At 61.8% G+C, this 22,634-nt stretch carries 21 protein-coding genes; 13 read left to right on the top strand and 8 right to left on the bottom strand.

Annotated elements, in window-relative coordinates:
* Window positions 1–68 precede the first annotated feature (68 nt).
* Window positions 69–1,427: a TetR/AcrR family transcriptional regulator gene (locus DL899_RS07995; protein WP_239494645.1), complete on the top strand. Its 1,359-nt coding sequence runs from the start codon at window positions 69–71 to the stop codon at window positions 1,425–1,427.
* Window positions 1,428–1,445: 18 nt separating this feature from the next.
* Here DL899_RS07995 and DL899_RS07990 read toward each other — a convergent pair whose 3' ends face one another.
* The 6 genes from DL899_RS07990 to DL899_RS07965 are packed head-to-tail and all read right to left on the bottom strand — an operon-like array spanning window position 1,446 to window position 6,431.
* A complete protein-coding gene (locus DL899_RS07990) occupies window positions 1,446–1,847 on the bottom strand; it encodes a PaaI family thioesterase (protein WP_111733640.1) in 402 nt (133 codons plus the stop codon).
* On the bottom strand, window positions 1,847–2,329 hold the full coding sequence (locus tag DL899_RS07985; RefSeq protein WP_111733638.1) for a PaaI family thioesterase: 483 nt from the start codon (window positions 2,327–2,329) through the stop codon (window positions 1,847–1,849). The genes DL899_RS07990 and DL899_RS07985 overlap by 1 nt, the downstream gene beginning before the upstream one ends.
* 12 nt (window positions 2,330–2,341) lie before the next feature.
* Window positions 2,342–3,145 (bottom strand): enoyl-CoA hydratase-related protein, encoded by an 804-nt coding sequence (locus DL899_RS07980; RefSeq protein ID WP_111733636.1) that lies wholly within the window; start codon window positions 3,143–3,145, stop codon window positions 2,342–2,344.
* On the bottom strand, window positions 3,138–3,992 hold the full coding sequence (locus DL899_RS07975) for an SDR family NAD(P)-dependent oxidoreductase (RefSeq protein ID WP_111733634.1): 855 nt from the start codon (window positions 3,990–3,992) through the stop codon (window positions 3,138–3,140). Before DL899_RS07975 ends, DL899_RS07980 begins: the two co-directional genes overlap by 8 nt.
* 10 nt (window positions 3,993–4,002) lie before the next feature.
* On the bottom strand, window positions 4,003–5,202 hold the full coding sequence (locus DL899_RS07970) for an acyl-CoA dehydrogenase family protein (protein ID WP_111733868.1): 1,200 nt from the start codon (window positions 5,200–5,202) through the stop codon (window positions 4,003–4,005).
* Window positions 5,203–5,216: 14 nt separating this feature from the next.
* Window positions 5,217–6,431: an acyl-CoA dehydrogenase family protein gene (locus DL899_RS07965; protein ID WP_111733632.1), complete on the bottom strand. Its 1,215-nt coding sequence runs from the start codon at window positions 6,429–6,431 to the stop codon at window positions 5,217–5,219.
* Window positions 6,432–6,466: 35 nt separating this feature from the next.
* Here DL899_RS07965 and DL899_RS07960 point away from each other — a divergent pair, with 35 nt between their 5' ends.
* Genes DL899_RS07960 through DL899_RS07940 form a run of 5 tightly spaced genes read left to right on the top strand, consistent with a single transcriptional unit; the run spans window position 6,467 to window position 12,771 of the window.
* Window positions 6,467–7,354, top strand: a complete 888-nt coding sequence (locus DL899_RS07960; RefSeq protein WP_239494644.1) for an enoyl-CoA hydratase/isomerase family protein — start codon at window positions 6,467–6,469, stop codon at window positions 7,352–7,354.
* A 21-nt stretch (window positions 7,355–7,375) separates the two neighbouring features.
* Complete coding sequence (locus DL899_RS07955; RefSeq protein ID WP_111733628.1) at window positions 7,376–9,175, top strand: acyclic terpene utilization AtuA family protein; 1,800 nt, start codon at window positions 7,376–7,378, stop codon at window positions 9,173–9,175.
* A gap of 12 nt (window positions 9,176–9,187) precedes the next feature.
* Complete coding sequence (locus tag DL899_RS07950) at window positions 9,188–10,657, top strand: acetyl-CoA carboxylase biotin carboxylase subunit (RefSeq protein WP_111733626.1); 1,470 nt, start codon at window positions 9,188–9,190, stop codon at window positions 10,655–10,657.
* Window positions 10,657–11,160, top strand: coding sequence for an acyl-CoA carboxylase biotin carboxyl carrier protein subunit (locus DL899_RS07945; protein ID WP_239494643.1), 504 nt, complete (start codon window positions 10,657–10,659; stop codon window positions 11,158–11,160). Before DL899_RS07950 ends, DL899_RS07945 begins: the two co-directional genes overlap by 1 nt.
* A gap of 3 nt (window positions 11,161–11,163) precedes the next feature.
* Window positions 11,164–12,771 (top strand): acyl-CoA carboxylase subunit beta, encoded by a 1,608-nt coding sequence (locus DL899_RS07940; protein ID WP_111733623.1) that lies wholly within the window; start codon window positions 11,164–11,166, stop codon window positions 12,769–12,771.
* Between the two features lie 54 nt (window positions 12,772–12,825).
* Here the strand turns inward: DL899_RS07940 and DL899_RS07935 are convergent, their stop codons facing one another.
* On the bottom strand, window positions 12,826–13,692 hold the full coding sequence (locus DL899_RS07935; RefSeq protein ID WP_338049649.1) for an acyltransferase: 867 nt from the start codon (window positions 13,690–13,692) through the stop codon (window positions 12,826–12,828).
* 31 nt (window positions 13,693–13,723) lie between these two features.
* Here DL899_RS07935 and DL899_RS07930 point away from each other — a divergent pair, with 31 nt between their 5' ends.
* The 7 genes from DL899_RS07930 to DL899_RS07900 all read left to right on the top strand — a co-directional run bounded on the left by DL899_RS07930 (window position 13,724) and on the right by DL899_RS07900 (window position 22,144).
* Window positions 13,724–14,908, top strand: coding sequence for a lipid-transfer protein (locus DL899_RS07930; RefSeq protein WP_111733619.1), 1,185 nt, complete (start codon window positions 13,724–13,726; stop codon window positions 14,906–14,908).
* Window positions 14,909–14,932: 24 nt separating this feature from the next.
* Window positions 14,933–15,763 carry an SDR family NAD(P)-dependent oxidoreductase gene (locus tag DL899_RS07925; protein ID WP_111733617.1) on the top strand — a complete coding sequence of 277 codons (831 nt, stop codon included), beginning with the start codon at window positions 14,933–14,935 and terminating at the stop codon, window positions 15,761–15,763.
* Between the two features lie 181 nt (window positions 15,764–15,944).
* Window positions 15,945–16,574, top strand: a complete 630-nt coding sequence (locus DL899_RS07920) for a TetR/AcrR family transcriptional regulator (RefSeq protein ID WP_111733615.1) — start codon at window positions 15,945–15,947, stop codon at window positions 16,572–16,574.
* Window positions 16,575–16,577: 3 nt separating this feature from the next.
* On the top strand, window positions 16,578–18,176 hold the full coding sequence (locus DL899_RS07915) for an acyl-CoA carboxylase subunit beta (protein WP_111733613.1): 1,599 nt from the start codon (window positions 16,578–16,580) through the stop codon (window positions 18,174–18,176).
* Window positions 18,177–18,186: 10 nt separating this feature from the next.
* The gene (locus DL899_RS07910; RefSeq protein WP_111733611.1) at window positions 18,187–18,981 is read left to right on the top strand and encodes a crotonase/enoyl-CoA hydratase family protein; all 795 of its coding nucleotides are present in this window, start codon (window positions 18,187–18,189) and stop codon (window positions 18,979–18,981) included.
* Entirely contained in the window at window positions 18,978–20,975 is a 1,998-nt protein-coding gene (locus tag DL899_RS07905; RefSeq protein WP_239494642.1) for an acetyl/propionyl/methylcrotonyl-CoA carboxylase subunit alpha, read from the top strand. Before DL899_RS07910 ends, DL899_RS07905 begins: the two co-directional genes overlap by 4 nt.
* Window positions 20,976–20,977: 2 nt before the next feature.
* Window positions 20,978–22,144, top strand: a complete 1,167-nt coding sequence (locus DL899_RS07900) for an acyl-CoA dehydrogenase family protein (protein ID WP_111733607.1) — start codon at window positions 20,978–20,980, stop codon at window positions 22,142–22,144.
* A 197-nt stretch (window positions 22,145–22,341) separates the two neighbouring features.
* Here DL899_RS07900 and DL899_RS07895 read toward each other — a convergent pair.
* A partial coding sequence (locus DL899_RS07895; protein ID WP_204355272.1) for a transposase occupies window positions 22,342–22,634 on the bottom strand: 293 nt, incomplete at its 5' end.

Raw genomic sequence — 22,634 nt, 5'->3', positions numbered from 1 at the left:
AAAACTTGATTCGTAGTGGGCTTTGGTGTATTCTAACACTCGTTAGATTTAATGCAATGGACAGTCTCGTGACTGACAAGTATCGACGAGTGATGGTGCGACGGATTGATGCAGCCAAGAGAACGGAAGACGATCTGAGCAAATCAGAGAGGACCCGAGAGGGTATTCTTTCTGCGGCTGCTCATCTTTTCCGATATGAAGGCTATTACGCTACAACGATGCGTGACATCGCGCAGGAAGCCGGAATAGAAGCCGGATCCATCTATTACCATTTCCAGTCCAAGGACCAGATTCTGAGCGAGGTTCTCGATCTTGGTGTGCGGCAACTCTACGAAAAGGTCAGTGAGATTGTCCGGTCGACGAAGGGCAGTTCAAAAAAGTTCCGCGATACCTTCGCCGTGCTCATCGAAACGCACCTGACCTTTCTGTTGACCGCAAGCGATTTCACCTCGGCCAATATCCGGAACTATCCGATGTTGACGGATGAAGCACGCGCCCCGCACCGTGAGTTGCGTGCGTCCTATGCAGAGGTCTGGAACAGTTTTCTGACAGACGCGAAACGTGCCGGCCACCTGAGAAGCGACATTTCCGTGACTGCGATCCGCCAGTTCGTATTGAGTGCCATGAACTGGACGGTAGAATGGTATGATGTGGATCGGTATCCGGTGCATGTGCTCGCAGAACGCATGAGCAACCTGATTCTCAACGGCATGTGTTCGTATCGCAGGGTTGATATGGAAGGCCTGAAGACAAGCATCGCCGTTTCCGTCAAAGTCCCTGAATCCACCGGCAAGGCTGAAAAAACCCGCGCCGAAATCCTGCGGGCCGCGGCGCGCACGCTTAGGGACAATGGCTACAAGGCGACCACGCTCAGGCAGATCGCGGAAGAAGCGGATATGAAGGCCGGCAGCGTCTATTACCATTTCAAGTCCAAAGAAGAGATCGTGGACGAGGTTCTGAACGCCGGGTTGAGCGACCTGTTATCGGGTGTCCGCGCTGCCGTGCAGGAATTTCAAGCGCCATATGATCATCAGACCAGGATAGCGACTGTGATCTGGACGCATCTGCAATATCTTTTCGAGGCAAGCGATTTTACGTCTGCAAACATCAGAAGCTATGGGATGCTGCCCAACCACTTCAGGCAAAGACACGGCAAGATCCGGCATGACTATGGAAAACTCTGGGACAGAGTCCTCAAAGAAGCGCAGAAAGACGGTGCCATCAGGTCGGATATCAAGATCGTCCCCCTGCGTCAGGTGATGTTGGGAGCCTTGAACTGGACGGTGGAATGGTTTGATCCCAGCAGGGCAGGAATAGATGGGAACCTTTCCCTGCCTGAGTTCTCCGAAATGCTTGTCAAACTGCTTCTTGAAGGGATTTGCGACAGAGAGAATGCCACTTGCGGCGAACGAAAAGGGGCTCGCTGATCGCAGCCACCGCCGCGATCAAACCAAAAGGAAGTGATACAGCCCTTCCGCTACAGGTTTTTCCCGGGTTGTTTGCCAGGAAATCACACTGACGCTCGCGATCCGCTTTCCCTTGCGGGTAACATTTGCGCGGGCAAACAGGGGGCCTTTCGTGGCAGGTCTGAGATAATCCACGGTAAGATTGATCGGCTTGGCCGGGACTTCCGCAAATTCAGGGTGGACCGCGATGGCGGCCGTGGCTTCCATGAAGCTTGCGATTATGCCGCCATGGTAAAGCACCATGACCGGGTTTCCGATAAGGCGTGTTTCAAAGGTCATCTCTGCCTCGGCATGGAGGCTGTCCAGGCTCTGGACCTCAAAGTTGAGAAATCGGAAAAACGGCACCCGTGATACGTTGGCATTGACGGTTTGCAAGTCCATCACGAGGCTTTTCCTTCTGTCATCACTTCAAACAGGTCGGCGTCGCCGCGCGTCAATGCAAACGAGGCGGTTCCACGGGCGATTTCCGCGTCCTCATGGCCATCGAACCAGATGCTGCCTGCATTAAAGGCAATATGGCGGGTTTTCCGAAAGCAATGCGCCCGAACAATCACATCCGAGCGGGAGCGCGCCGCGCGCAGATAGTCAACTCTGAGGTCAAGGGTCACCATGGCGCTGACGCCTTCGATGGATACAAAGTTTGCAAGGCCAAAAACACTGTCCAGAAGGGCGGTGAGGATGCCACCATGAAGCAGGGTTTGATCGCTGTCGACGCAGAAGTCCGGATTGAACGGCATCCGGACCTGAACGCCTTCGTTCGATACATCTTCGATATCGAGCGCCATGTGGGTAATCAGACCGTCGCCGCGCGCATTCCATATCTGCGCGATCTGCTCCATCTTCTGTTTGGTGATTTCTGCCATGCGTTCTTTCCTTCAGCGCCCCGTAAAGTTGGGCTTTCGTTTCTCGATGAACGCAGAGACCGCCTCGTGGTGGTCTTCGGTCTGATGCATCAGAGCCTGATAGGCCGCCGCGGAATTCAGGAAATCCGGCAGGTCCATTCGCTCGGCATTACGCATCAGACGCTTGGCGACGCGCACCGCGCGCGGTGGTTTCGAGGCAATGACTGCGGCGCGTTCGCGCGCCCGTTCCATCAGCTTGTCGTGAGACACGACTTCAAGCACCATCCCAAGTTCCAGCGCCTCGTCGGCCTCGACCATGCGTCCCGAGAAGGTCAGGTCGGCGGCCTTCTGATGACCCAGGCGACGCAACATGAACCAGCTGCCCGCATCGCCGGGAATGATGCCGAGGTTCAGGAACACCTCGCCGAACTTCGCCTTTTCCGAGGCGATGCGCATGTCGCACATCATTGTCAGATCGCATCCTGCGCCGACCGCCGCACCATTGACCGCCGCGATTGTCGGTATGTCCATGTTGTAAAGCGCCAGCGGCAGGCGCTGTACCCCGTCGACATAGCTTTGCGCCGCCGCAAGCGGCTCTTTGCGGAAGATGCTTTCGGGGTCGTGCATCTCCTTTATGTCGCCGCCGGCGCAAAACGCCGGGTCGGCGCCTGTCAGGATCATGACGCTGATCTCCGGATCAGCCTGCACCTGCGTGAATGTGTCAAGCAGGGAGTTGATCATAGCATTGCCGGTGATTGGATTGCGGCGTTCCGGATCGTTCAGCGTAACTGTGGCGATGCGGTCCTTGATATCCAGACGGACGAGCGGATCACTCATTTTTTCCATCTCCTCGTTCTCGCTTTTCGAACAATTCGGGATTGATCATGTCACGGGCATCATGGCCCATGTGTAGAGTTTCGCCTCCATCTATATAAATGTCTTCGCCGGTGATAAAGCCTCCCAGCTTGGACGCGAGGAAAATAATCGTGCCGGCGATGTCCTCTGCCGCGCCCATGCGGTTCAGGACCGAGCGGTTCAGCTGCTTCCACCGTTCCGGTGGAATGGGATAACGACCGAGCGCCTCGGTCTTGATCGTTCCCGGTGCGACACAGTTCAAACGGATGCCATATTCACCCCATTCGGCGGCCAGCGTCTTCATCATGCCGGTCACCCCTGCACGGGCGGCCACGGTATGGGTAAAGCCGGTCAACGCGGTACGCGCCGAAATTGCGGTGACAAAGACGATGGAACCGCCGTTGTCGTACATGAAATGATCTGCCGCCGCGCGGGTCATTTGCCAGGACCCGATCAGGTTGTTGCGAATGACCGCCTCGAAGCCCTTGTTGGTAATGTCGCGGGCAGCGGCAATATACTGACCGCCTGCATTGTTCACCAGAACGTCAAGCTGCCCATAATGGTCCTTGATGCGCCCCATCGCGGTTTCGATACTGTCTTCGTCGCGGGTATCGCCGGGCACGACGAATGCCTCGCCGCCCGCCGCGCGGATCATTTCGGCAGTTTCTTCCAGCGGCTCTTCGCGGCGCGCAAACAGCGCCAGTTTGGCCCCGCAAGAGGCCATCTCAAGCGCGGTGGCCCGGCCCATTCCCGACCCGGAACCGGTGACCAGAGCCACTTGGCCCGCCATGAGATCAGAGGCGTAACGCCGAGTATTTTGATTGCTCATGTCTTTCCTTTCAGTCTTTCAGAAGTTCTCCCGAGATGATCAGCTTGCGCACTTCCTGAGTGCCTGCGCCAACCTCGAGAACGCGACCAGTCCGGTAAAGCCGGTTCACCTCCGTATCGCGCATGTAGCCTGAACCACCGTGGATCTGCACGGCCTTGTCCAGCACGAATGACGTTACCTCGGCAGCCTTGAATATCGCCGCCGCCGTCAATTTGTGAATTTCGCCGCGTCCGCCTTCGCCCTCTTCCAGACCCTCGCACATGGCGACGGTTTTCAGGGACAGGCTGCGCGCCGCCTCGATCCGCGTGTACATGTCGGCCAGCATCGCCTGCACCATCTGAAAACTGGCGATCGGTTTGCCGAATTGCTGGCGGGTCTTGGCGTAGTCGACTGAAATATCCAGCGCCCGCTGCGCGATGCCCAGGGCATTGAAACAGACGATGGCGCGCTCAAGGTCCAGCCCCGACATCGTCACCGCAACGCCGCCATCCAGCTTGCCGACCATGTTCCTGGCCGGCACCCGGCAATCCTCGAACACCAGCTCGCCCGTCGGCGAGCCGCGAAAGCCCATCTTGTTGAGCTTCTGCGCCACCTTGAAACCGGGCGTGTCGGTTTCCACGATAAAGGCGGAAATGCCCTTGGCCCCCTTTTCGGGCGAGGTCTTGGCGTAGACCAGCACCAGGTCGGCAATCGGACCGTTGGTGATATAGATCTTGGCGCCGTTCAGGATGTAGTCGTCGCCGTCCTTTTTCGCCGTGGTCCGCATCGAGCCGAGCGCATCGGACCCCGCGCCGGGTTCGGTCAGACCCAATGCGCCGATCAACGTGCCATCGCAAAGCCCCGGCAGATACTTCCGGCGCAGATCGTCATTGGCGTTGCGGTAGATGTTGTTGACGCACAGGTTGTCATGCGCCACGTGGGTCAGGCCAATCGCGGCAGAGGCGCGCGACAGCTCTTCGGTGATGATGCAGGCCGAGGTGAAATCCAGCCCGGCACCGCCGAATTCCGGCGGCACGTTCAGGCCCAGATAGCCCATCTCGCCCAGCTTGGGAAAGACCGAAGACGGCAGGTCATCGGTGTCGTCCATTTCCGCGTTCAGATGGTGAAACTCGGACATGAAGAACTTGCCGGCCTGATCGGCCAGCGCCTGTTGTTCATCCGTCATGAAATGTGTCGGAAGGTCGATGTCGTTACGCAGTTGCTTGTTCATGGTCACGTCCTCCCTCAGGCGCGCAGCAGTTCTTCGGCGATGATGATCTTGCGGACTTCGCTGGTGCCCGCGCCGATCTCCAACAGCTTGTTGGCGCGGAACAACCGGTTGATCTCGGTGTCCTGCATGTAGCCGGATCCGCCGTGAATGTGGCAGGCCTCGGTCACGGCCTTGTTGAACGCCTCGCCCGCATAAAGGCAGGCCGCCGCCGTCAGCTTGTGGATCTCACCGCGGCCCCCGGCGCCCTTGGGCAGGCCGACACAGGCGGCCAGCGCGCGATAACTAAAGGCGCGTGCGGTTTCGACCTCGGTGTAGATCTCGGCCAGTTTTGACTGTACCATCTGAAAACTTGCGATCGGTTTGCCGAACTGTTCGCGGATCTTGGCGTATTCCAGACCCAGCTCCAGCGCGCGGTCGGCCATGCCGACGCAGACCGAGGCGACCATCGCGCGTTCCAGATCCAGGCCGCTCATCACCACCGAAACGCCGCTGTTTTCGGCGCCCAACATGGCCGAGGCCGGCACCCGGCAATCTTCGAACACCAGTTCGCCAGTGGGCGAGCCGCGAAAGCCCATCTTGTCCAGCTTCTGCGCCACCTTGAAACCGGGATTGTCGGTTTCGATGATAAAGGCTGAAATGCCCTTGGCGCCTTTGGATTTGTCTGTCTTTGCGTAGAGCAGGATCACATCGGCGATCGGGCCATTGGTGATGTAGATTTTTGAACCGTTGATGACGTAGTCGTCGCCATCGCGGCGCGCGGTGGTGGCCATCGACCCAAGCGCATCCGACCCCGCGCCGGGTTCGGTCAGCCCCAGTGCCCCGACCAGGTCACCGGAACACAGGCCCGGCACGTATTTCTTAACCTGTTCTTCCGAGCCGTTGCGCAGCAGGTTGTTCAGACACAAATTGTCATGCGCCCCGTGCGACAGGCCCACCGCCGGGTTCCATTTCGAGATCACTTCGGACACCAGCGCCTGGGTGAATTCGTTCTGCCCCGAGCCGCCCAGCTCCTCGGGCGCGGTGATGCCCAAAAGGCCCAGCTCGCCCATTTGTTTGAATAAATCGTCGGGCCACCAGTCTTCTGCATCCATGCGCGCCTGCAGCGGGTGCAGCACCTCGCGCGACACCCGATCCACATGATCGACGATCTGACGCTGCTCATCGGTCAACGAGTAATTGGCCCTGATGGCCTCCAAGGCGGCCGTGTCAGGTTCGTTCTGGCTGGTCATCACTAATCCTCCCGAACAGAATGTGATCTGTAGTGTTGACCAAAATCAAACACATGTTAGAAAATAGATCAAGGCAAGCTTTTCGCGACCTGGCGTTGCAAGCAAGGCAAAGCCGATGCGGGGAGGTCTTGGAGATGGTCGAGAACGTCGTACAGTCGCAGGCGCGGGGGCATGAAACGCGCATTACGATATGCCGTCCCGACAGGCTCAATGCCCTGAACCGCGACGTGGCACAGGGTGTCATGGCCGCAATCCAGGTGGCCGAGGCCGACCCCGAGTGCCGGGTGATCGTGTTTACAGGCGCAGGCGAGCAAGCTTTCTGCGCCGGCGGCGATCTCAAGGCGGGGGCAGACGGTGGCCCGTTTGTTCAGGACCCGGCTGATCCGGAACATTTTGCCGGAAAGCTGTTCGATACGATACAGGCCTGCCGAAAGCCGACCATCGCCCGCGTCAACGGTGTGGCCGTGGGGGCGGGCGCGGGCATCATCTGTGCCTGCGATCTGGCGGTGATGGCGGATCACGCCAAAATCGGCACGCCGGAGGTAAAGGTGGGTCTGTTTCCCATGACCATTATTCCGCCAATGATGCGCGTGCTGCCCCGGCGGAGGCTGATGGAGATGTTCATCACCGGCGTTCCGCTGACGGCTGACGAAGCCTTGCGCTATGATCTGGTCAACTATGTGACAGATGATATTGCGCGGCTTGACGACAAGGTCGCGGAACTGGTCGCGCAAATTGCCGCGCAGTCGCCAAGTGCCATCCGGCTGGGAAAATACGCCTGCCACGCGATGGAGGACATGACCTATCCGCAGCAAATGCGGTTTGCAGAAATACTTTTGCCCCGGGTTGCGCAGACAGAAGACGCACGAGAGGGCTTTGCCGCCTTCATGGCAAAACGCAAACCTGAATGGACGGGCCGCTGATAAACCGGGGAGGAGAAGACTATGACAGATCGAAAACTGCGCATTGGATGCGCCTCCGGTTTCTGGGGCGATACGCCCGAAGCCGTCGGTCAATTGGTGTCCAGGGGCGAGATCGACTATCTGGTGTTCGATTATCTGGCCGAGGTGACGATGTCACTGATGGCGCGCGCGCGCGCCAAGACGCCTGACGCGGGCTTTGCGCCGGATTTCGTCAAGGCGCTGGTGCCCTGGTTGGAGGACATCAAGGCCAAGGGGATCAAGGTTGTGGCCAATGCCGGCGGCGTAAACCCGCGCGGCTGCCGCGATGCTCTTGCCAAGGCGGCCGCCTTGGCCGGGATCGACCTGTCCATCGGTGTCGTGCTGGGCGACGATCTGTCGGCGCAGGCCGACGCTATTCGCGCCAGCGGCCAGGCGGAAATGTTCTCCGGCGTCGGTTTTCCGGACGATATCTGGAGCATGAACGCCTATCTGGGCGCCCGCCCCATCGCCACGGCGCTGGATGCCGGGGCCGAGATCGTGATCACCGGGCGCTGCGCCGACAGCGCTGTGGCGCTTGGCCCCCTGATGCACGAATTCGGATGGGGCGATGACGATTGGGACAAGCTCAGCCAGGGGTCTCTGGCGGGCCACCTGATCGAATGCGGCCCGCAGGGAACGGGTGGCAACTTTACCGACTGGCAGGACGTCCCGGGCTGGGACAACATGGGTATGCCCATCGTCGAAGTCTCCGAGGATGGCAGCTTTGTCATCACCAAGACGCCCGACACCGGCGGGCTGGTTGTGCCCGGCTCGGTCGGTGAACAGATGCTTTACGAGATCGGCGATCCGCGCGCCTATCTGCTGCCGGACGTGATCTGCGACTGGTCCGGGGTCACGCTGGAACAGGTCGGCCCGGATCGGGTGCTGGTAAAGGGCGGCAAGGGCCTGGGGCGCACCGACAGCTACAAGGTTTCGGCGACCCATGCCGACGGCTGGCGCGCAATCACCACGCTGACGCTGGCCGCCATCGACGCGCCGGCCAAGGCCGAGCGCGTCGCCGATGCGATCCTGACCCGCTGCCGCCGGATTTTCCGCAACCGCAACCTTGCCGACTTTCGACAGGTCAGCGTCGAGGTGCTGGGCGCCGAAGCCGCCTATGGCGCCAACGCCCGCGCCCGGACCCGCGAGGTGGTGCTCAAGATCGGTGCGGTGCATGACGACCGGGGCGCGCTGAACATCTTCGCCGGAGAGATCGCGCCCATGGCTATTTCCACCGCGCAGGGCCTGACCGGGTTCTTTGCCGGGCGGCCCAAGGTGCAGCCGGTGGTCCGCCTCTTTTCCTTTCTGCAGGACAAGGCCAAGACCCCTGTCGCGGTCGAGGTCGACGGCAAGGATGTGCCCCTCACCATCGCCAATGAGGCGGTGCGGCTCGATCCGCCCGCCGCGCCACCGGTGGAAAGCCGCGAGGCCGGGGCCGACGCGGTCAAGGTGCGGCTGGTCGACCTGGCCTGGGGGCGCTCTGGCGACAAGGGTGACATCGCCAATATCGGCATTCTGGCGCGCAAGCCCGACTACCTGCCTTATATCCGGTCGGCCCTGACTGAGCAGACGGTGAAGGCCTATTTCGCCCATCTGTGCGAAGGCGCGGTCGAACGCTTTGACCTGCCCGGAACCCATTCCCTGAACTTCCTGCTGCATGAATCGCTGGGCGGCGGCGGCATCGCCTCGGTCCGCATCGACCCGCAGGGCAAGGGCTTTGCGCAGATGCTGCTCGACATTGAAATTCCGGTGCCGGCCGATCTGGCGGCGCGCGAGGGGCTGAACGCCTCGGACCCGGGCTGAGAGGACAATTTCATGACCATTTCGAAACTGCTGGTCGCTAACCGGGGTGAGATTGCGGCGCGGGTCTTGCGCACCGCCAGGGCGCGCGGGCTCGCGACCGCCGTTTTGCGGCATACGTCCGAGCAGGAGGGGCCGGCCCATCTGATTGCCGACGAGGTTGTGACCATCGAGGGGCCCACGCCCGTTGCCGCCTATCTCGACATCCCGCAGATCGTCGAGGCGGCAAAGCGGATCGGCGCGGATGCGGTGCATCCGGGTTATGGCTTTCTGTCGGAAAACGCGGGCTTTGTGGCCGCGCTGGACAAGGCCGGTGTGACCTTTGTCGGCCCCACATCCGAGGTCATCGACCTGATGGGCGACAAGATCCGCGCCCGCGCCTTTGTCGAGGAGCGCGGCTTTCCGGTTGCGCCTTCGGCCATCGAGGATGACGACCCCGCGACCTTTGTCGAACGGTCCCACGCTGTTGGCTATCCGCTGCTGATCAAGCCATCGGCGGGCGGCGGCGGCAAGGGGATGCGCGTTGTGCGCGAAGACAGCGCACTGGAGACCGAGATCGAGACCGCACGCCGCGAGGGCGAGCGTTATTTCGGTGACGGTCGGCTTTTTGTTGAACGTTATATCGAGCGTCCGCGCCATATCGAGGTGCAGGTGATGGGGGACGGGCAGGGCAATGTGGTCCATTTCTGGGAACGGGAATGTTCGATCCAGCGCCGGTTCCAGAAGATCATCGAAGAAACGCCGTCTCCGGCGCTCTCGCCCCAGCAACGTCTGGACATCTGCGAAACCGCCGCCGGGATTGCCCGCGCCGTCAACTATCGCGGTGCCGGGACGGTCGAGTTCATCTATGCTCAGGACGGCGCCTTTTATTTCCTGGAAATGAACACCCGGATTCAGGTTGAACACCCGGTGACCGAGATGGTGACCGGCTTCGACCTTGTCGCCGAGCAACTGCGCGTCGCGGCGGGCGAGGGACTGAGCGCCGCCCAGGCAGACATTCCGCAGATCGGTCATTCGATCGAACTGCGTATCTGCGCCGAGGACGCAACCGAAGATTTCCGCCCCGCGATCGGGGATATCCTGCTGCTGGATGAGCCGCAGGGCGAGGGCGTGCGTGTGGACAGCGGCATTCTGGACGGCGGCAAGGTGACGACCGATTTCGACCCGATGCTGTCCAAGCTGATCGTGCACGGACCGGACAGGGCAGGGGCCATCGCCCGCGCGCGTCAGGCGGTGCAGAATTATGTGGTCCTCGGGGTGACGACCAACACCGGCTATCTGGACGCGATCCTTGCGCATCCCGATTTTGCTTCGGGCGATGTCTCGACCGGATTTCTGGCCGAGCAGGCCGATGCGCTGACCGCACCGGGCGAGGATGTGACCGACCTGCTGATGGCGGTCGCGGCCCTGTCGGACGAACGGCTGGTGCGCGACGTGATGCAAATACCCCAGATGCACCGCAAAATGGGCGGGTGGAGAAACTGATGCGGCGGATATTTCAGATCGACGGCGAAGAGACCGAATGCTGGCTGTCCCATGACGGCAGCCATTTCATGCTGAACACAGATGATGGCGCGGTGCCCTGCCGGTTGGACCCCACCGGGGTGCCGGGTGGCCATGTGCTGCGGGCGCGGGGGCGTGTGCAGGATGTGCGTCTGGCCGTCGGACCCGATGCCACCTTCGTGCATATGAATGGCCGGACTTATGCGATCGGGCGGGTCGATCCCGCCGAGCGTCTGGCCGGAAGCGATGGCGCCGCCGCCGATGACCGCATCGTCGCGCCGATGCCGGGGGTGGTCGTGTCCGTGAACGCCAGGCCCGGCGATCATGTCAAGGAAGGCCAGCCGTTGCTTGTCATTGAAAGCATGAAACTCGAAACCAGCCTGACCGCGCTGCGCGACGGGGTGGTCGCCGAAATTCCATTTGCCGCAGGTGACAGTTTCGGGCTGAAGGCCACGCTCGCCCAGCTGGCTCCGGAGGAGGACTGAGCAATGCGCCGGATCGAAAGCCAGATCGACACCAACGCCCCCGACTTCAAGGCCAATCATGCGGCCATGACCGAGCGGCTGAAAGAGTTTCACGCCCGTCAGCACGCGGCGCGTTTCGAGCGCCCGCAACGCGACATCGACCGCCTGGCCCGGCAGAACAAACTGGGTGTGCGCGAACGGCTGGAACTGCTGCTGGACCCCGGCACGCCGTTCCTGGAGTTTTCCACCCTGGCCGCCTGCCGCGAATATGACGGCGCGGTGCCCGGCGCCGCCGTGGTGACCGGTATCGGCATCGTACAGGGCCGCGAGGTCGCCATTCACGCCAATGACGCCAGCGTCAAGGGCGGCGCCTGGTATCCGCATACCGTGAAAAAGATCGTGCGGCTTCTGGATGTCGCGCTGGAAAACCGCCTGCCGGTCATCCACATCTGTGACAGCGCCGGCGGCTTTCTGCCGCTGCAGCACGGCGTCTTTCCCGACCGCTATCTGGGTGGGCGGGTCTTTCGCAATCAGGTCAAGCTGAGCCAGGCCAACATCCCGCAGGTCGCCATCGTCGGTGGGCACTGCACGGCGGGCGGTGCCTATGTACCGACGCTGAGCGACTACAACATCATCATCGAAGGCACCGGGGCCATTTTCCTTGGCGGTCCGCCGCTGGTCAAGGCGGCCACCGGCGAAGAGGTCGGCGTTCAGGAACTGGGCGGGGCGGTCATGCACACCTCGGTCTCGGGCACCGGCGATTATCGCGCCGCTACCGAACAGCACGCCTTTTCGCTGGCACGCGAGATTGTCAGCCAGTGGAAGCGCACGCCGAAAACGATCATCGAAACCGCCGCCTTTGAGGAACCCTACTACGACCCCAAAGAGCTTTATGGGATCATCCCCAAGGATCGGAAGACCCAGTTCGACATGCGCGAGGTTCTGGCGCGGATCGTGGACGGATCACGCTTTCACGAATACCAACCCGATTACGGCACCACGATGATCTGCGGTTTTGCCCATATCTGGGGTTACAAGGTTGGCATCCTTGCCAACAACGGGGTGCTGTTCAACGACAGTTCTCTCAAGGCCGCGCATTTCATGCAGCTGTGCAACCAGAACCGCACGCCGCTGGTCTTTTTCCAGAACATCACCGGCTACATGGTGGGGCGCGAATACGAAGAACGCGGCATTGCCAAGGACGGCGCAAAGATGCTGATGGCGCAGGGCGGATCAGTCGTGCCAAAGTTCACCGTGATCGCCAATGCCTCGTACGGGGCGGGCAATTACGGCATGTGCGGACGGGCCTGGGATGCGCGCACGCTGTTCATGTGGCCACAGGCCGAAATCGGCGTTATGGGGGCGGATCAGGCCGCCAACACCATGGCCGACGTCAAGATCCGGCAGCTTGAACGCGAGGGCAAGGAACTGAGCGAAGAGGAAATCGCCGCGATCCGGGAACCGGTGCTGGAGAAATTCCGGCGCGACGTCGAAGCCTATACCTCGACCTCGGAAATGTGGGACGACGGCATCCTTGATCCGGTGGATACGCGCAATGCACTTGGCATGTCGATTTCCGCGTCTCTGAATGCCCCGATCGAAGATCCGCACTACGGTATCTTCCGACTGTGACGGTTTAGGCTCCGGCGCGCCGCTCTGGTGTCCGGAGCCCGAGTAAGCAGCGCATCAGCTCGTCTTCTGTCGCGCCTCTTGTATCGACCCGACATCAGAGGTCGCCATCTCGGGCCGGTCGGCCTCGACCGCTTTCAGAGGTTCGACGGGTCTCAGTCCGGCCAGGCAGTCGCGCGCCAGTTGTTGATATTCCGCCGTTCCGCGGGTCTTCCACGCAACTTCCTTTTCGGTGACCTCGCGGATTACCTTTGCCGGCGCACCGACCACCATCGAACGCGGCGGAATTACCGTTTCGCCCCGCACAAAGGCCTGCGCGCCGACGATTGATTCCGCACCCAACTCAACGCCGTCCATGATGACCGCATTCATCCCGACCAGCGCATTCCGGCCGACAGTGCACCCATGCAGAATTGCGCCATGCCCGATATGACCGTCGGTTTCGACCACCGCATCACGGCCGGGAAAGGAATGGATGATGCAATTGTCCTGAACATTGGCCCCGTCGCCAATCACGATCCTGCCGAAATCGCCCCGCAGGCTTGCTCCGGGTCCGATATAGCACCCCTGACCGAGTATGACATTTCCGATCAGCACAGCCTGAGGGTGAACGAATGTTCCCTCGGGAATAACGGGAATAAATCCCTTGAATTCATAGCAATTGGCCACTCTGTTTCTTCCTTTCATAGGCTGGACATCTCTCGATGCCGAAATCAGGCGTCCGATGCTCAACAGCCGCCACGTCAATTCACGCCAGTCCCGCAGGCCGTAAATGTGCTGCCATTTCAGGTCGCGCGGCGTCTTTATCCAAACATATGTTAGAAATATCGGCAAGCATCGCCGCGCCGTGTCGTTGTTGACAGTGCCTTGTGGCGGGATGTAAATTCTAACAATTGGTAGAAAATCCAGTGGCGTTCGACTCATGGCGTCCGGCTCAAACCTGAGAGAGACAGAAATGAAAGACAAAGCCTGTGTCGTCGGCGTCGGGATGATCCCGTTCCAGAAGCCGGGAAAATCCGAAAGCTATGATGTAATGGCCACGACGGCCACCCGTTCCGCCCTGGCGGACGCGGGGCTGGATTATGACAAGGTCCAGCAAGCCTATGTGGGGTATGTCTACGGCGACAGCACCTGCGGCCAGCGGGCCCTGTACCATGTCGGCATGACCGGTATCCCGGTTGTGAACGTGAACAACAACTGCTCGACCGGGTCGTCCGCCCTGTTCCTGGCGCGCCAGGCCGTCGAAAGCGGCGCGGTGGACTGCGCTCTGGCGCTTGGGTTCGAACAGATGCAGCCCGGCGCAATCGGTGCGATGTATAAGGATCGGGTCAGCCCGTTTGCGGCATTCGACGATGAAACCGACGATCTGGTGGGCAATTCGGAAATCCCGCTGGCGCTTCGGTATTTCGGCGGCGCCGGCAAGGCACATATGGAGGAGTTCGGCACACCGCTGGAAACCTTTGCCAAGATCCGCGCCAAGTCCAGCCGGCATGCGGCCAAAAACCCGGTGGCCCTTTTCCGGCAAGAAGTAACGCCCGAAGATGTCATGGCGGCGCAAGTCATCTGGCCCGGCGTCATGACCAAGCTGATGGCCTGTCCGCCGACCTGCGGCGCGGCGGCGGCGATCGTCTGTTCCAAAGCGTTTGCCGACAAGCACGGCCTTGACGGTTCAGTCCGGATTTCGGCGCAGGCCATGACAACGGACGGGCCGGAAACCTTTAATGCGCATGACATGCGCGAGGTTGTCGGCTTTTCGATGGCCAAACGCGCTGCCGATCAGGTCTACGAGGCTGCGGGCATCGGGCCGGACGACGTCGACGTGGTCGAACTGCACGATTGTTTTGCCCATAACGAGCTGATCACTTACGAGGCGCTGGGTCTATGCGCACGCGGCGATGCGGCAAAGTTCGTTGACGATGGCGACAACACCTATGGCGGCAAATACGTGACCAACCCGTCGGGCGGTCTGTTGTCCAAGGGTCATCCGCTTGGGGCGACCGGCCTCGCGCAGTGCTTCGAGCTTGTTCAGCAACTCCGCGGCCAGGCCGATGCGCGCCAGGTCGACGGTGCGCGTCTGGCGCTCCAGCATAATCTGGGCCTCGGCGGGGCCTGTGTGACCACGCTTTATGAAAAAGCCTGACAGCGCCCTTCGGAAGGACAGAGCATGACTGACAAACTCGACGGGCGCGTGGCGCTGGTATCCGGTTCCGGCCGGGGCATCGGACGTGAAATCGCGCTCAAGCTGGCCTCGGAAGGGGCCCGGCTGGTGATCAACGATCTGGATGCCGACCCGGCCAATGAAACCGCCGAGGCAATCCGCGCCGCCGGCGGCGAAGCGGTGGTCTGCGCCGGCAGTGTGACCGAAGACGGTTTTGCCGAGCGGTTCATCAAAACGGGCGTCGACAGCTTTGGCGGGCTGGACATCATCGTGAACAACGCCGGCTATACCTGGGACAGCGTCGTTCAGAAGATGACGGACGAGCAGTGGCAGGCGATCATCGACGTCCACATGACCGCGCCCTTCAAGATACTGCGCGCGGCCCAGCCGGTGATCAGCGCCAAGGCCAAGGAAGAAGCCGCAGCCGGGCAAGAGATATTCCGCAAGGTGGTGAACATTTCGTCCATTGCGGGCACCGGCGGCAATGCCGGCCAGATCAACTATTCCGCCGCCAAGGCCGGTATCCTGGGGGTCACCCGGACAATGGCCAAGGAATGGGGCCGCTACAAGGTCAACGTCAATGCGGTGGCCTTCGGTCCGATCCGCACCCGCCTGACCGAGGGCAGCGCCGATGGTGACAGCACGATCAAGGTCGAGGAAAAAGAGATCAAGGTCGGCGTGAACCCCGATCTTCTGTCCCAGATGGAACGCATGATTCCGTTGGGCCGGGTCGGCACACCGGAAGAGGCGGCGGGCGCGGTCTATCTGTTCTGTGCGCCTGAGTCGAACTTCATCTCGGGCCAGCACGTCATTTGCGGCGGCGGCTTCGTGATCTAGGATCGCCTGCCAGGGTCCTGTAGTCGGGCCTTGGCAGGCACGCGCCTTTCCGCGCGGCCGTATGATGATTGCCCGGATGGCATTTGCCAAAAAATTCTATCGAACACGTTTGGAACGGTTGACTCATTGTCGCCATGCACCTACCAAGTGTTAGTTAGGCAGCATACTGAAAAGAGATTCCATGGCGGATGACACGGCGGGAAAGGTCAGCGAGGCGCGGCGCAACGCGGTCGGGCGTGACGGCGTGCTGAACGTCGCGGCGCGGCTCTTTCGCGAACAAGGCTATGGGTCGGTGTCGCTGAGAAAAATCGCCGAGACAGCAGGGATCAAGGCGGGCAGCATATATTACCATTTCGGCTCCAAGGACGAAATCGTTGCGGCCGTCTTGGATGCCGGCATTCAAGTCGTTCACGAGAGCATGCGCCAGGCGGTTTCCGAGTTGCCGGAAGGCACCAGCCCCGAAGCGACCTTGCGCGCCGCGATCGGGGCGCATCTGCGCGCGCTTCTTGACGTCAGCGATTACACCTCCGCCAATGTGCGTATTTTCGGGCAAGTGCCGCAATCCGTCAAAGATGCCAACCTGCCCACACGCCGCGCTTATGAGGCCGAATGGGACGCTCTGTTGTCCCGGCTTCAGGACGACGGCGCATTGAAGCGCGACGTGGACATCCGCCGCCTGCGCCTGATGTTGATCGGCGCGCTGAACGCGACGCTCGATTGGTTCGATCCGGACCGGGGCAGCGTCGAGGCGCTGTCGCGCACCTATGCCGATGTGTTTCTCGACGGAATACTTGAAAGACAGGATACCTGATCCATGGCTCGTCTTAAATCAGCGGTACTGACCGCATCCGAGACCTACGCCCGCAACCACGCGGCGCAAAGCGAACGCGTCGAGACCCTGCGCGCGCGGATTGCCGAGGCGACGTCGGGCGGACGCCCCGATATGGTTGAACGCCACCGCAAGCGCGGCAAGCTATTGGTCCGCGAACGGATCGACCTGCTGGTGGACCCGGGCACCTCGTTTCTTGAACTGTCGTCGCTCGCGGCTTATGGCCAATATGGGGGCGAGGTTCCTGGATCCGGGATCGTGACCGGCATCGGCATCGTCCATGGGCTGCCCTGTGTGGTGATCGCCAATGATGCCACGGTAAAGGGTGGATCCTTCTACCACGAGACGGTGCAAAAACACATCCGCGCCCAGGAAATCGCGGCCGAAAACCGGCTGCCCTGCTTGTATCTGGTGGATTGCGGCGGGGCCTATCTGCCGGAACAGGACCGGGTCTTTCCCGACGCCCGCCATTTCGGCAATTCCTTCTATCGCCAGACCAACATGTCGGCCAGCGGGTTGCCTCAGATATCAGCCGTGTTCGGCGGCTGCACAGCGGGCGGGGCCTATATTCCCGCGCTGTCGGACGAGGTCATCATGGTGCGCGGTAACGCACGTATCCATCTGGGCGGACCCTCGATCGTCAAGGTTGCTATCAACGAAGAGGTCGATGGCGAAACGCTGGGTGGCGCCGAAATGCACGCGCGCGTCTCCGGTGTATGCGACCACCTGGCCGAGGACGAATACCATGCGCTCGCTCTGATGCGCGACATCGTGGCCGAGCTTGGCCAATCGCGCCCGATGCAGCCCGACGCAGCCCCCGCGCCGCCCGCGCATGATCCGTCCGAGTTGCTTGGCGTCATCAGCGCCGACCGCAAGGAACCATATGACATGCGCGAGGTTTTGCTGCGCATGATCGACGCCGGCGAATTCCGCGAATTCAAGCCCGGCTGGGGCGAAACGCTGGTCTGCGGTACGGCACGCATCCATGGCTATCGCGTGGGTGTCCTGGCCAATAACGGCGCGCTTCTTTCCGACAGCTCGTTGAAGGGGGCGCAGTTCGTCTCGATGTGCGATCAGAGGAACATCCCGCTTTTGTTCCTGCACAACATATCGGGCTTCATGGTCGGCACCGAAGCCGAGCGCGGCGGCATCGCCAAGGACAGCGCCAAGCTGGTCTATGCGATGTCGGTGGCCAAGGTGCCGCGCCTGTCGGTTTTGCTGGGGGGCTCTTACGGGGCGGGCAACTATGGCATGTGCGGGCGCGGTTTCGCTCCGAATTTTCTCTTTGCCTGGCCAACCGCAGAATTGGCCACCATGTCCGCCGACATCGCCACCAATGTGATGCTGGAACTGCGCCGCCAGAAGGGCGGCGAGCCTGCCAGGCTGGACGCCGACCTGGCGCAGATCGAGGCGCAGGTGCGCGCCCAGTACGGCGAACAGTCCGATCCCTATTACGCCACTTCGCGGCTCTGGGATGACGGGCTGATCGACCCCGGCCAGACCCGAGATATTCTCGGCCTGTGCCTGGCTATTGTCTCTTCGGTGCCCGAGGCAGAGCGCCACACGCCCGTATTCAGAATGTGAGGCCCTAGATATGACGACGACTTACGAAACCATCCTGGTCGAGACCGACGCGCGCGGTGTTGCCACCGTAACCCTGAACCGGCCGGACAAACACAATGCCCTGAACGGCACGCTGATCGCCGAGCTTTCGGATGCGGCCGAAAAACTGGCCGCCGATGACAAAGTGCGCATCGTGGTCCTGACCGGCAACGGCAAGAGTTTTTGCGCAGGGGGTGATTTCAACTGGTTCTCCTCCAACGTCGACAAGTCCCGCGCCGAACGGGTCGAACAAAGCGCTACTCTGGCGCACTTGCTGCGGCGCCTCGATTCTCTGCCCAAGCCGCTGATCGGGCGGATCAACGGCCCGGCCTATGGCGGGGGGGTCGGCATGATATCGGTCTGCGACTACACGATTGGCGCCGAAGGGTCCCGCTTTGGCCTGACCGAGGTGAAGCTGGGCCTGTTACCGGCCAATATCTCGCCTTACGTCGTGGCCCGCATTGGCAAGGTGCATTCGCGCGAAACCATGCTGTCGGGGGCGCTGTTCGACAGCGCACGGGCTGAACGGATCGGTCTCTTGACCGAGGTCGTCGCTTCGGACGAACTGGACCAAGCGGTCGAGCGTGTCGTCCACGCTCACCTTCAGGCCGCGCCCGGCGCGGTGGCCGACACCAAGGCGCTGATTGCCTATGTGGCGGCCCATGATCTGGAAACCAACATGATCTACACCGCCGACCGACTGGCCGACGCATGGGAAACCAGGGAAGGCATCGAAGGCATCAACAGCTTCCTCAACAAGAGCATTCCGTCATGGCGGGTGAAATGAGCTTCACCCGTGTCCTGATCGCCAACCGTGGCGAAATCGCCCGGCGTATCCAGCGCGGTTGCCGCAAGCTGGGGCTGGAAAGTGTGGCGGTCTTTTCCGAGGCCGACCGCGACGCGCCCTTTGTGGCCGAGGCCGATCACGCCGTCTGCATCGGCGGTGCCGCGCCCTCGGAAAGCTATCTCAACATCGACGCCATTCTGGACGCCGCCCGCGCGACCGGCGCCGGCGCGGTGCATCCCGGCTATGGTTTCCTGTCCGAAAACGCCGGTTTCGCCGCTGCGGTCGAGGCGGCGGGCCTTGTGTTCATCGGGCCCGAGGCCGACGCCATCGCAATGATGGGGTCAAAAATCGAGGCCAAGGCCGCAGCCGAGGCCGCGGGCGTACCCGTCTTGCCCGGCTATCGTGGCGAAGATCAGTCCGATGCCCGACTGCTGGACGAGGCACGGACGCTTGGCACGCCTTTCCTGGTCAAGGCCAGCGCCGGTGGCGGCGGGCGCGGGATGCGCCTTGTCACCGATCTGGCCGACGCGCCCGAGGCGATTGCATCCGCCCGCGCCGAGGCGCAGGGCGCGTTCGGCGATCCTGCTGTGTTCCTTGAACGCTACGCACCCCGTGCCCGTCACGTAGAGGTGCAGGTGCTGGGCGACACCCACGGCACCGTGCTGCATCTGGGCGACCGCGACTGTTCGCTCCAGCGCAACCACCAGAAGCTGATCGAAGAGGCCCCCGCCGCCGATCTGCCCGACGCCATGCGCGATGACATGCTGTCGGCGGCGGTACGGCTGGCCCAATCCATCGGCTATCGCTCGTTGGGGACGGTGGAATACCTCTACGACCCGGCGCGCGGCGAATACTACTTTCTCGAAATGAACACCCGCCTGCAGGTTGAACACCCCGTGACCGAGGCCATCACCGGGATCGACCTGGTCGAATGGCAGTTGCGCATTGGCCGGGGCGAGGCGCTGTCGTTCGCGCAAACCGATGTGCAGTTCGACGGACACGCCATCGAGATCCGCATCGCCGCCGAGAACCCGGCGGAAAATTTCCGCCCCGAAACCGGCCAGATAACCCTTTGGGCACCGCCAGCAGGCGTGCGGCTGGATAGCGGCGTCGCGGCGGGGTCGGTCGTCGGCCACCATTACGATTCCATGTTGGCAAAGCTGATCGTCCATGCGCCGGACCGGGCCGGGGCGATCCGTCAGGCGGTTGCCGCGATTGATGGCTTCGCCGTTGGTGGCGTCGGCCTGAACCTGTCCTATCAGCGGGCGCTGCTGACGCATGCGGACTTTCAGGCGTTCCGGCACCACACCTCGGGATTGCCTGAAATGTTCCCCGATGGCTGGACGCAACCGACGCCCGACGCCGGCGACATGGCCCTTGCCGCCATGGTGCTCCATCTGCATCTCGCCCCGGCGGGCGCATCGCCTTGGGAAAGCCTTGGGTCATGGCGGCTTACCGCCCCTGCGGGACGGCCCGGCACGGCATCGTACTGGACCACATCCGAGGATGAACCGATCCGCATATCCGGCGCCCCGGCAGTGCTTGCCGCCGTTCTGCCGGACGGTCAGACCATCACAGCCGAGACCACCGCCCTGACCGGCGGTCATCTGAGCGGACGTATCGACGGCATTCCGTTCTCGCGCATCGCGCATGTCGAGCGCGCCGGCAATCATTGGAGGGTGCATTTGCAGACCTCTGCCGGGATGATCGTGACGGACCTGTGCACTCTGGAAGATCAACACCTTACCCGGGCCGCCGGCGGATCTGGCGGCGCTGACCTGTTGTCGGCCCCCATGCCGGGCGCCGTTGCCGAGGTGCGCGTCGCCCCCGGCGATACCGTCGCCGCCGGGGACACGCTGGTGGTGCTGGAAGCCATGAAACTGCTGCAAAGCCTGCCCGCGCCGGTCGCGGGCGTGGTAACGGAAATCTATTGTGCTCCGGGCGATACGGTCGCCGGACACGCCCCACTCGTCAAACTCGACCCGGAGGAATAGACATGACCAGACAGGACACCACTGCCGCGGCCACTGGGCCGTTCAACGAAGACCTCGACATGATCCGTGACCAGTTGCGCCGGTTCATCGAAACCGAGGTGACGGCCAAGGCCGACGCATGGGAAGAGGAGGGCATGGTGCCCCGCGACGTGCTGCGCCGTATGGGCGATCTGGGCGTGCTGGGCATGCGCTATGACGAGGAATATGGCGGCGCGGGGCTGGATGTGATGTCCAGCGTGGTTCTGGCCGAAGAGGTCGGGCGGTCCACCTTTGGCGGTTTCTCGGCCACGGTGCTGGTGCATACCGACATGGCCTCGCCGCACCTTGAAAACGCGGGCAGCCCGGAACAGAAGGCGCGCTGGATGCCCTCGATCACCTCGGGCGAAAAGATAGCCGCCGTTGCAGTGACCGAACCGGGTGCCGGATCGGACGTTGCCGGCATGCGCACCCGTGCCGTGCAGGACGGGTCCGACTGGGTGCTGAACGGCACCAAGATGTTCATCACCAACGGCGTGCATGGCGATATCTATTTCGTCGGCGCCAAGACCAATCCCGATGCCAAGGGCTCGCGCGGGATCACCATGTTCACGGTCGAAAAGGGCACGCCGGGCTTCTCGGTCGGTCGGGCGCTGAACAAGACCGGCTGGCTGTGCTCGGATACCGCTGAACTGATTTTCGAGGATGTCCGCGTCCCGGCGGAAAACATACTGGGCGAGGTCAACAAGGGCTTCTACTCGGTCATGAAGAACTTCCAGAACGAGCGCATTGTTCTGGGTGCGATGGCCTGCGCCGAGGCGCAAACTGCACTGGACATGACCCTGGACTATGTCAAGCAGCGCAAGGCCTTTGGCGGTGTTTTGTGGGACAAACAGGCGATCCGCCAGCGCCTCGCCGATTGCCAGACCCGGATCGAGGCAGGTCGCCAGCTTGTCTATCATGCCGCAAGGCTGGATGCTGCGGGCCACGATTGCGTAAAAGAGGTCTCGATGGTCAAGGCATATTGCGGCGAGCTGGTGAATTCGGTGCTTTATGACTGTGTGCAGTTCCACGGTGGCATGGGCTATATGCGCGAAACACCTGTTGAACGGATGTCGCGCGACGCCCGCGTGCAGGCCATTGGCGGCGGCGCCAGCGAGGTCATGCTGGAAGAGGTCGCGAAACGTATGTGAACCATCAGCCAAAAACCAACGATCGGCTGAACAACGGGGCGGCCACGTGAACATGAAACGACGCAACGGCGATCAATCGCAAGACTGACCCGAAGGTTTGCCGGTAATTCTCGTCGGCACAGTTCTTCGGGGTAGTGCCCCGATGAGTGGTGTAGGAACTGGGGTCCACCTGCTTCTTCATAGCTGGTGTTGCTCGTTCACTGCGCGGCGATCATCGTCGCCGCATCGGTATCGTTGCACATGGCGGTCAGCTTTTCCACTGGCGTGTAACGGCGCGAGACGGCCCATTCGTCGTTCTGCTCCAGCATGAGCGCGCCGACCAGCCAGATGGCGGCCTCGCGATTGGGGAAGATCCCGACCACATTGGTGCGCCGCTTGACCTCCTTGTTGACGCGCTCGAGCGGGTTGGTGCTGTGCAGCTTCGAGCGCAGGCTCTCGTCGAAGGCCATGTAGGCCAGTACGTCATGCTCGGCCTCGGACGGCATGACCG

Source organism: Roseovarius amoyensis, assembly GCF_003260265.1.
Taxonomy (GTDB): Bacteria; Pseudomonadota; Alphaproteobacteria; order Rhodobacterales; family Rhodobacteraceae; genus Roseovarius; species Roseovarius amoyensis.
Note: the sequence above shows the minus strand (reverse complement) of the source record. Positions and strands in the feature narration are given on the sequence as shown.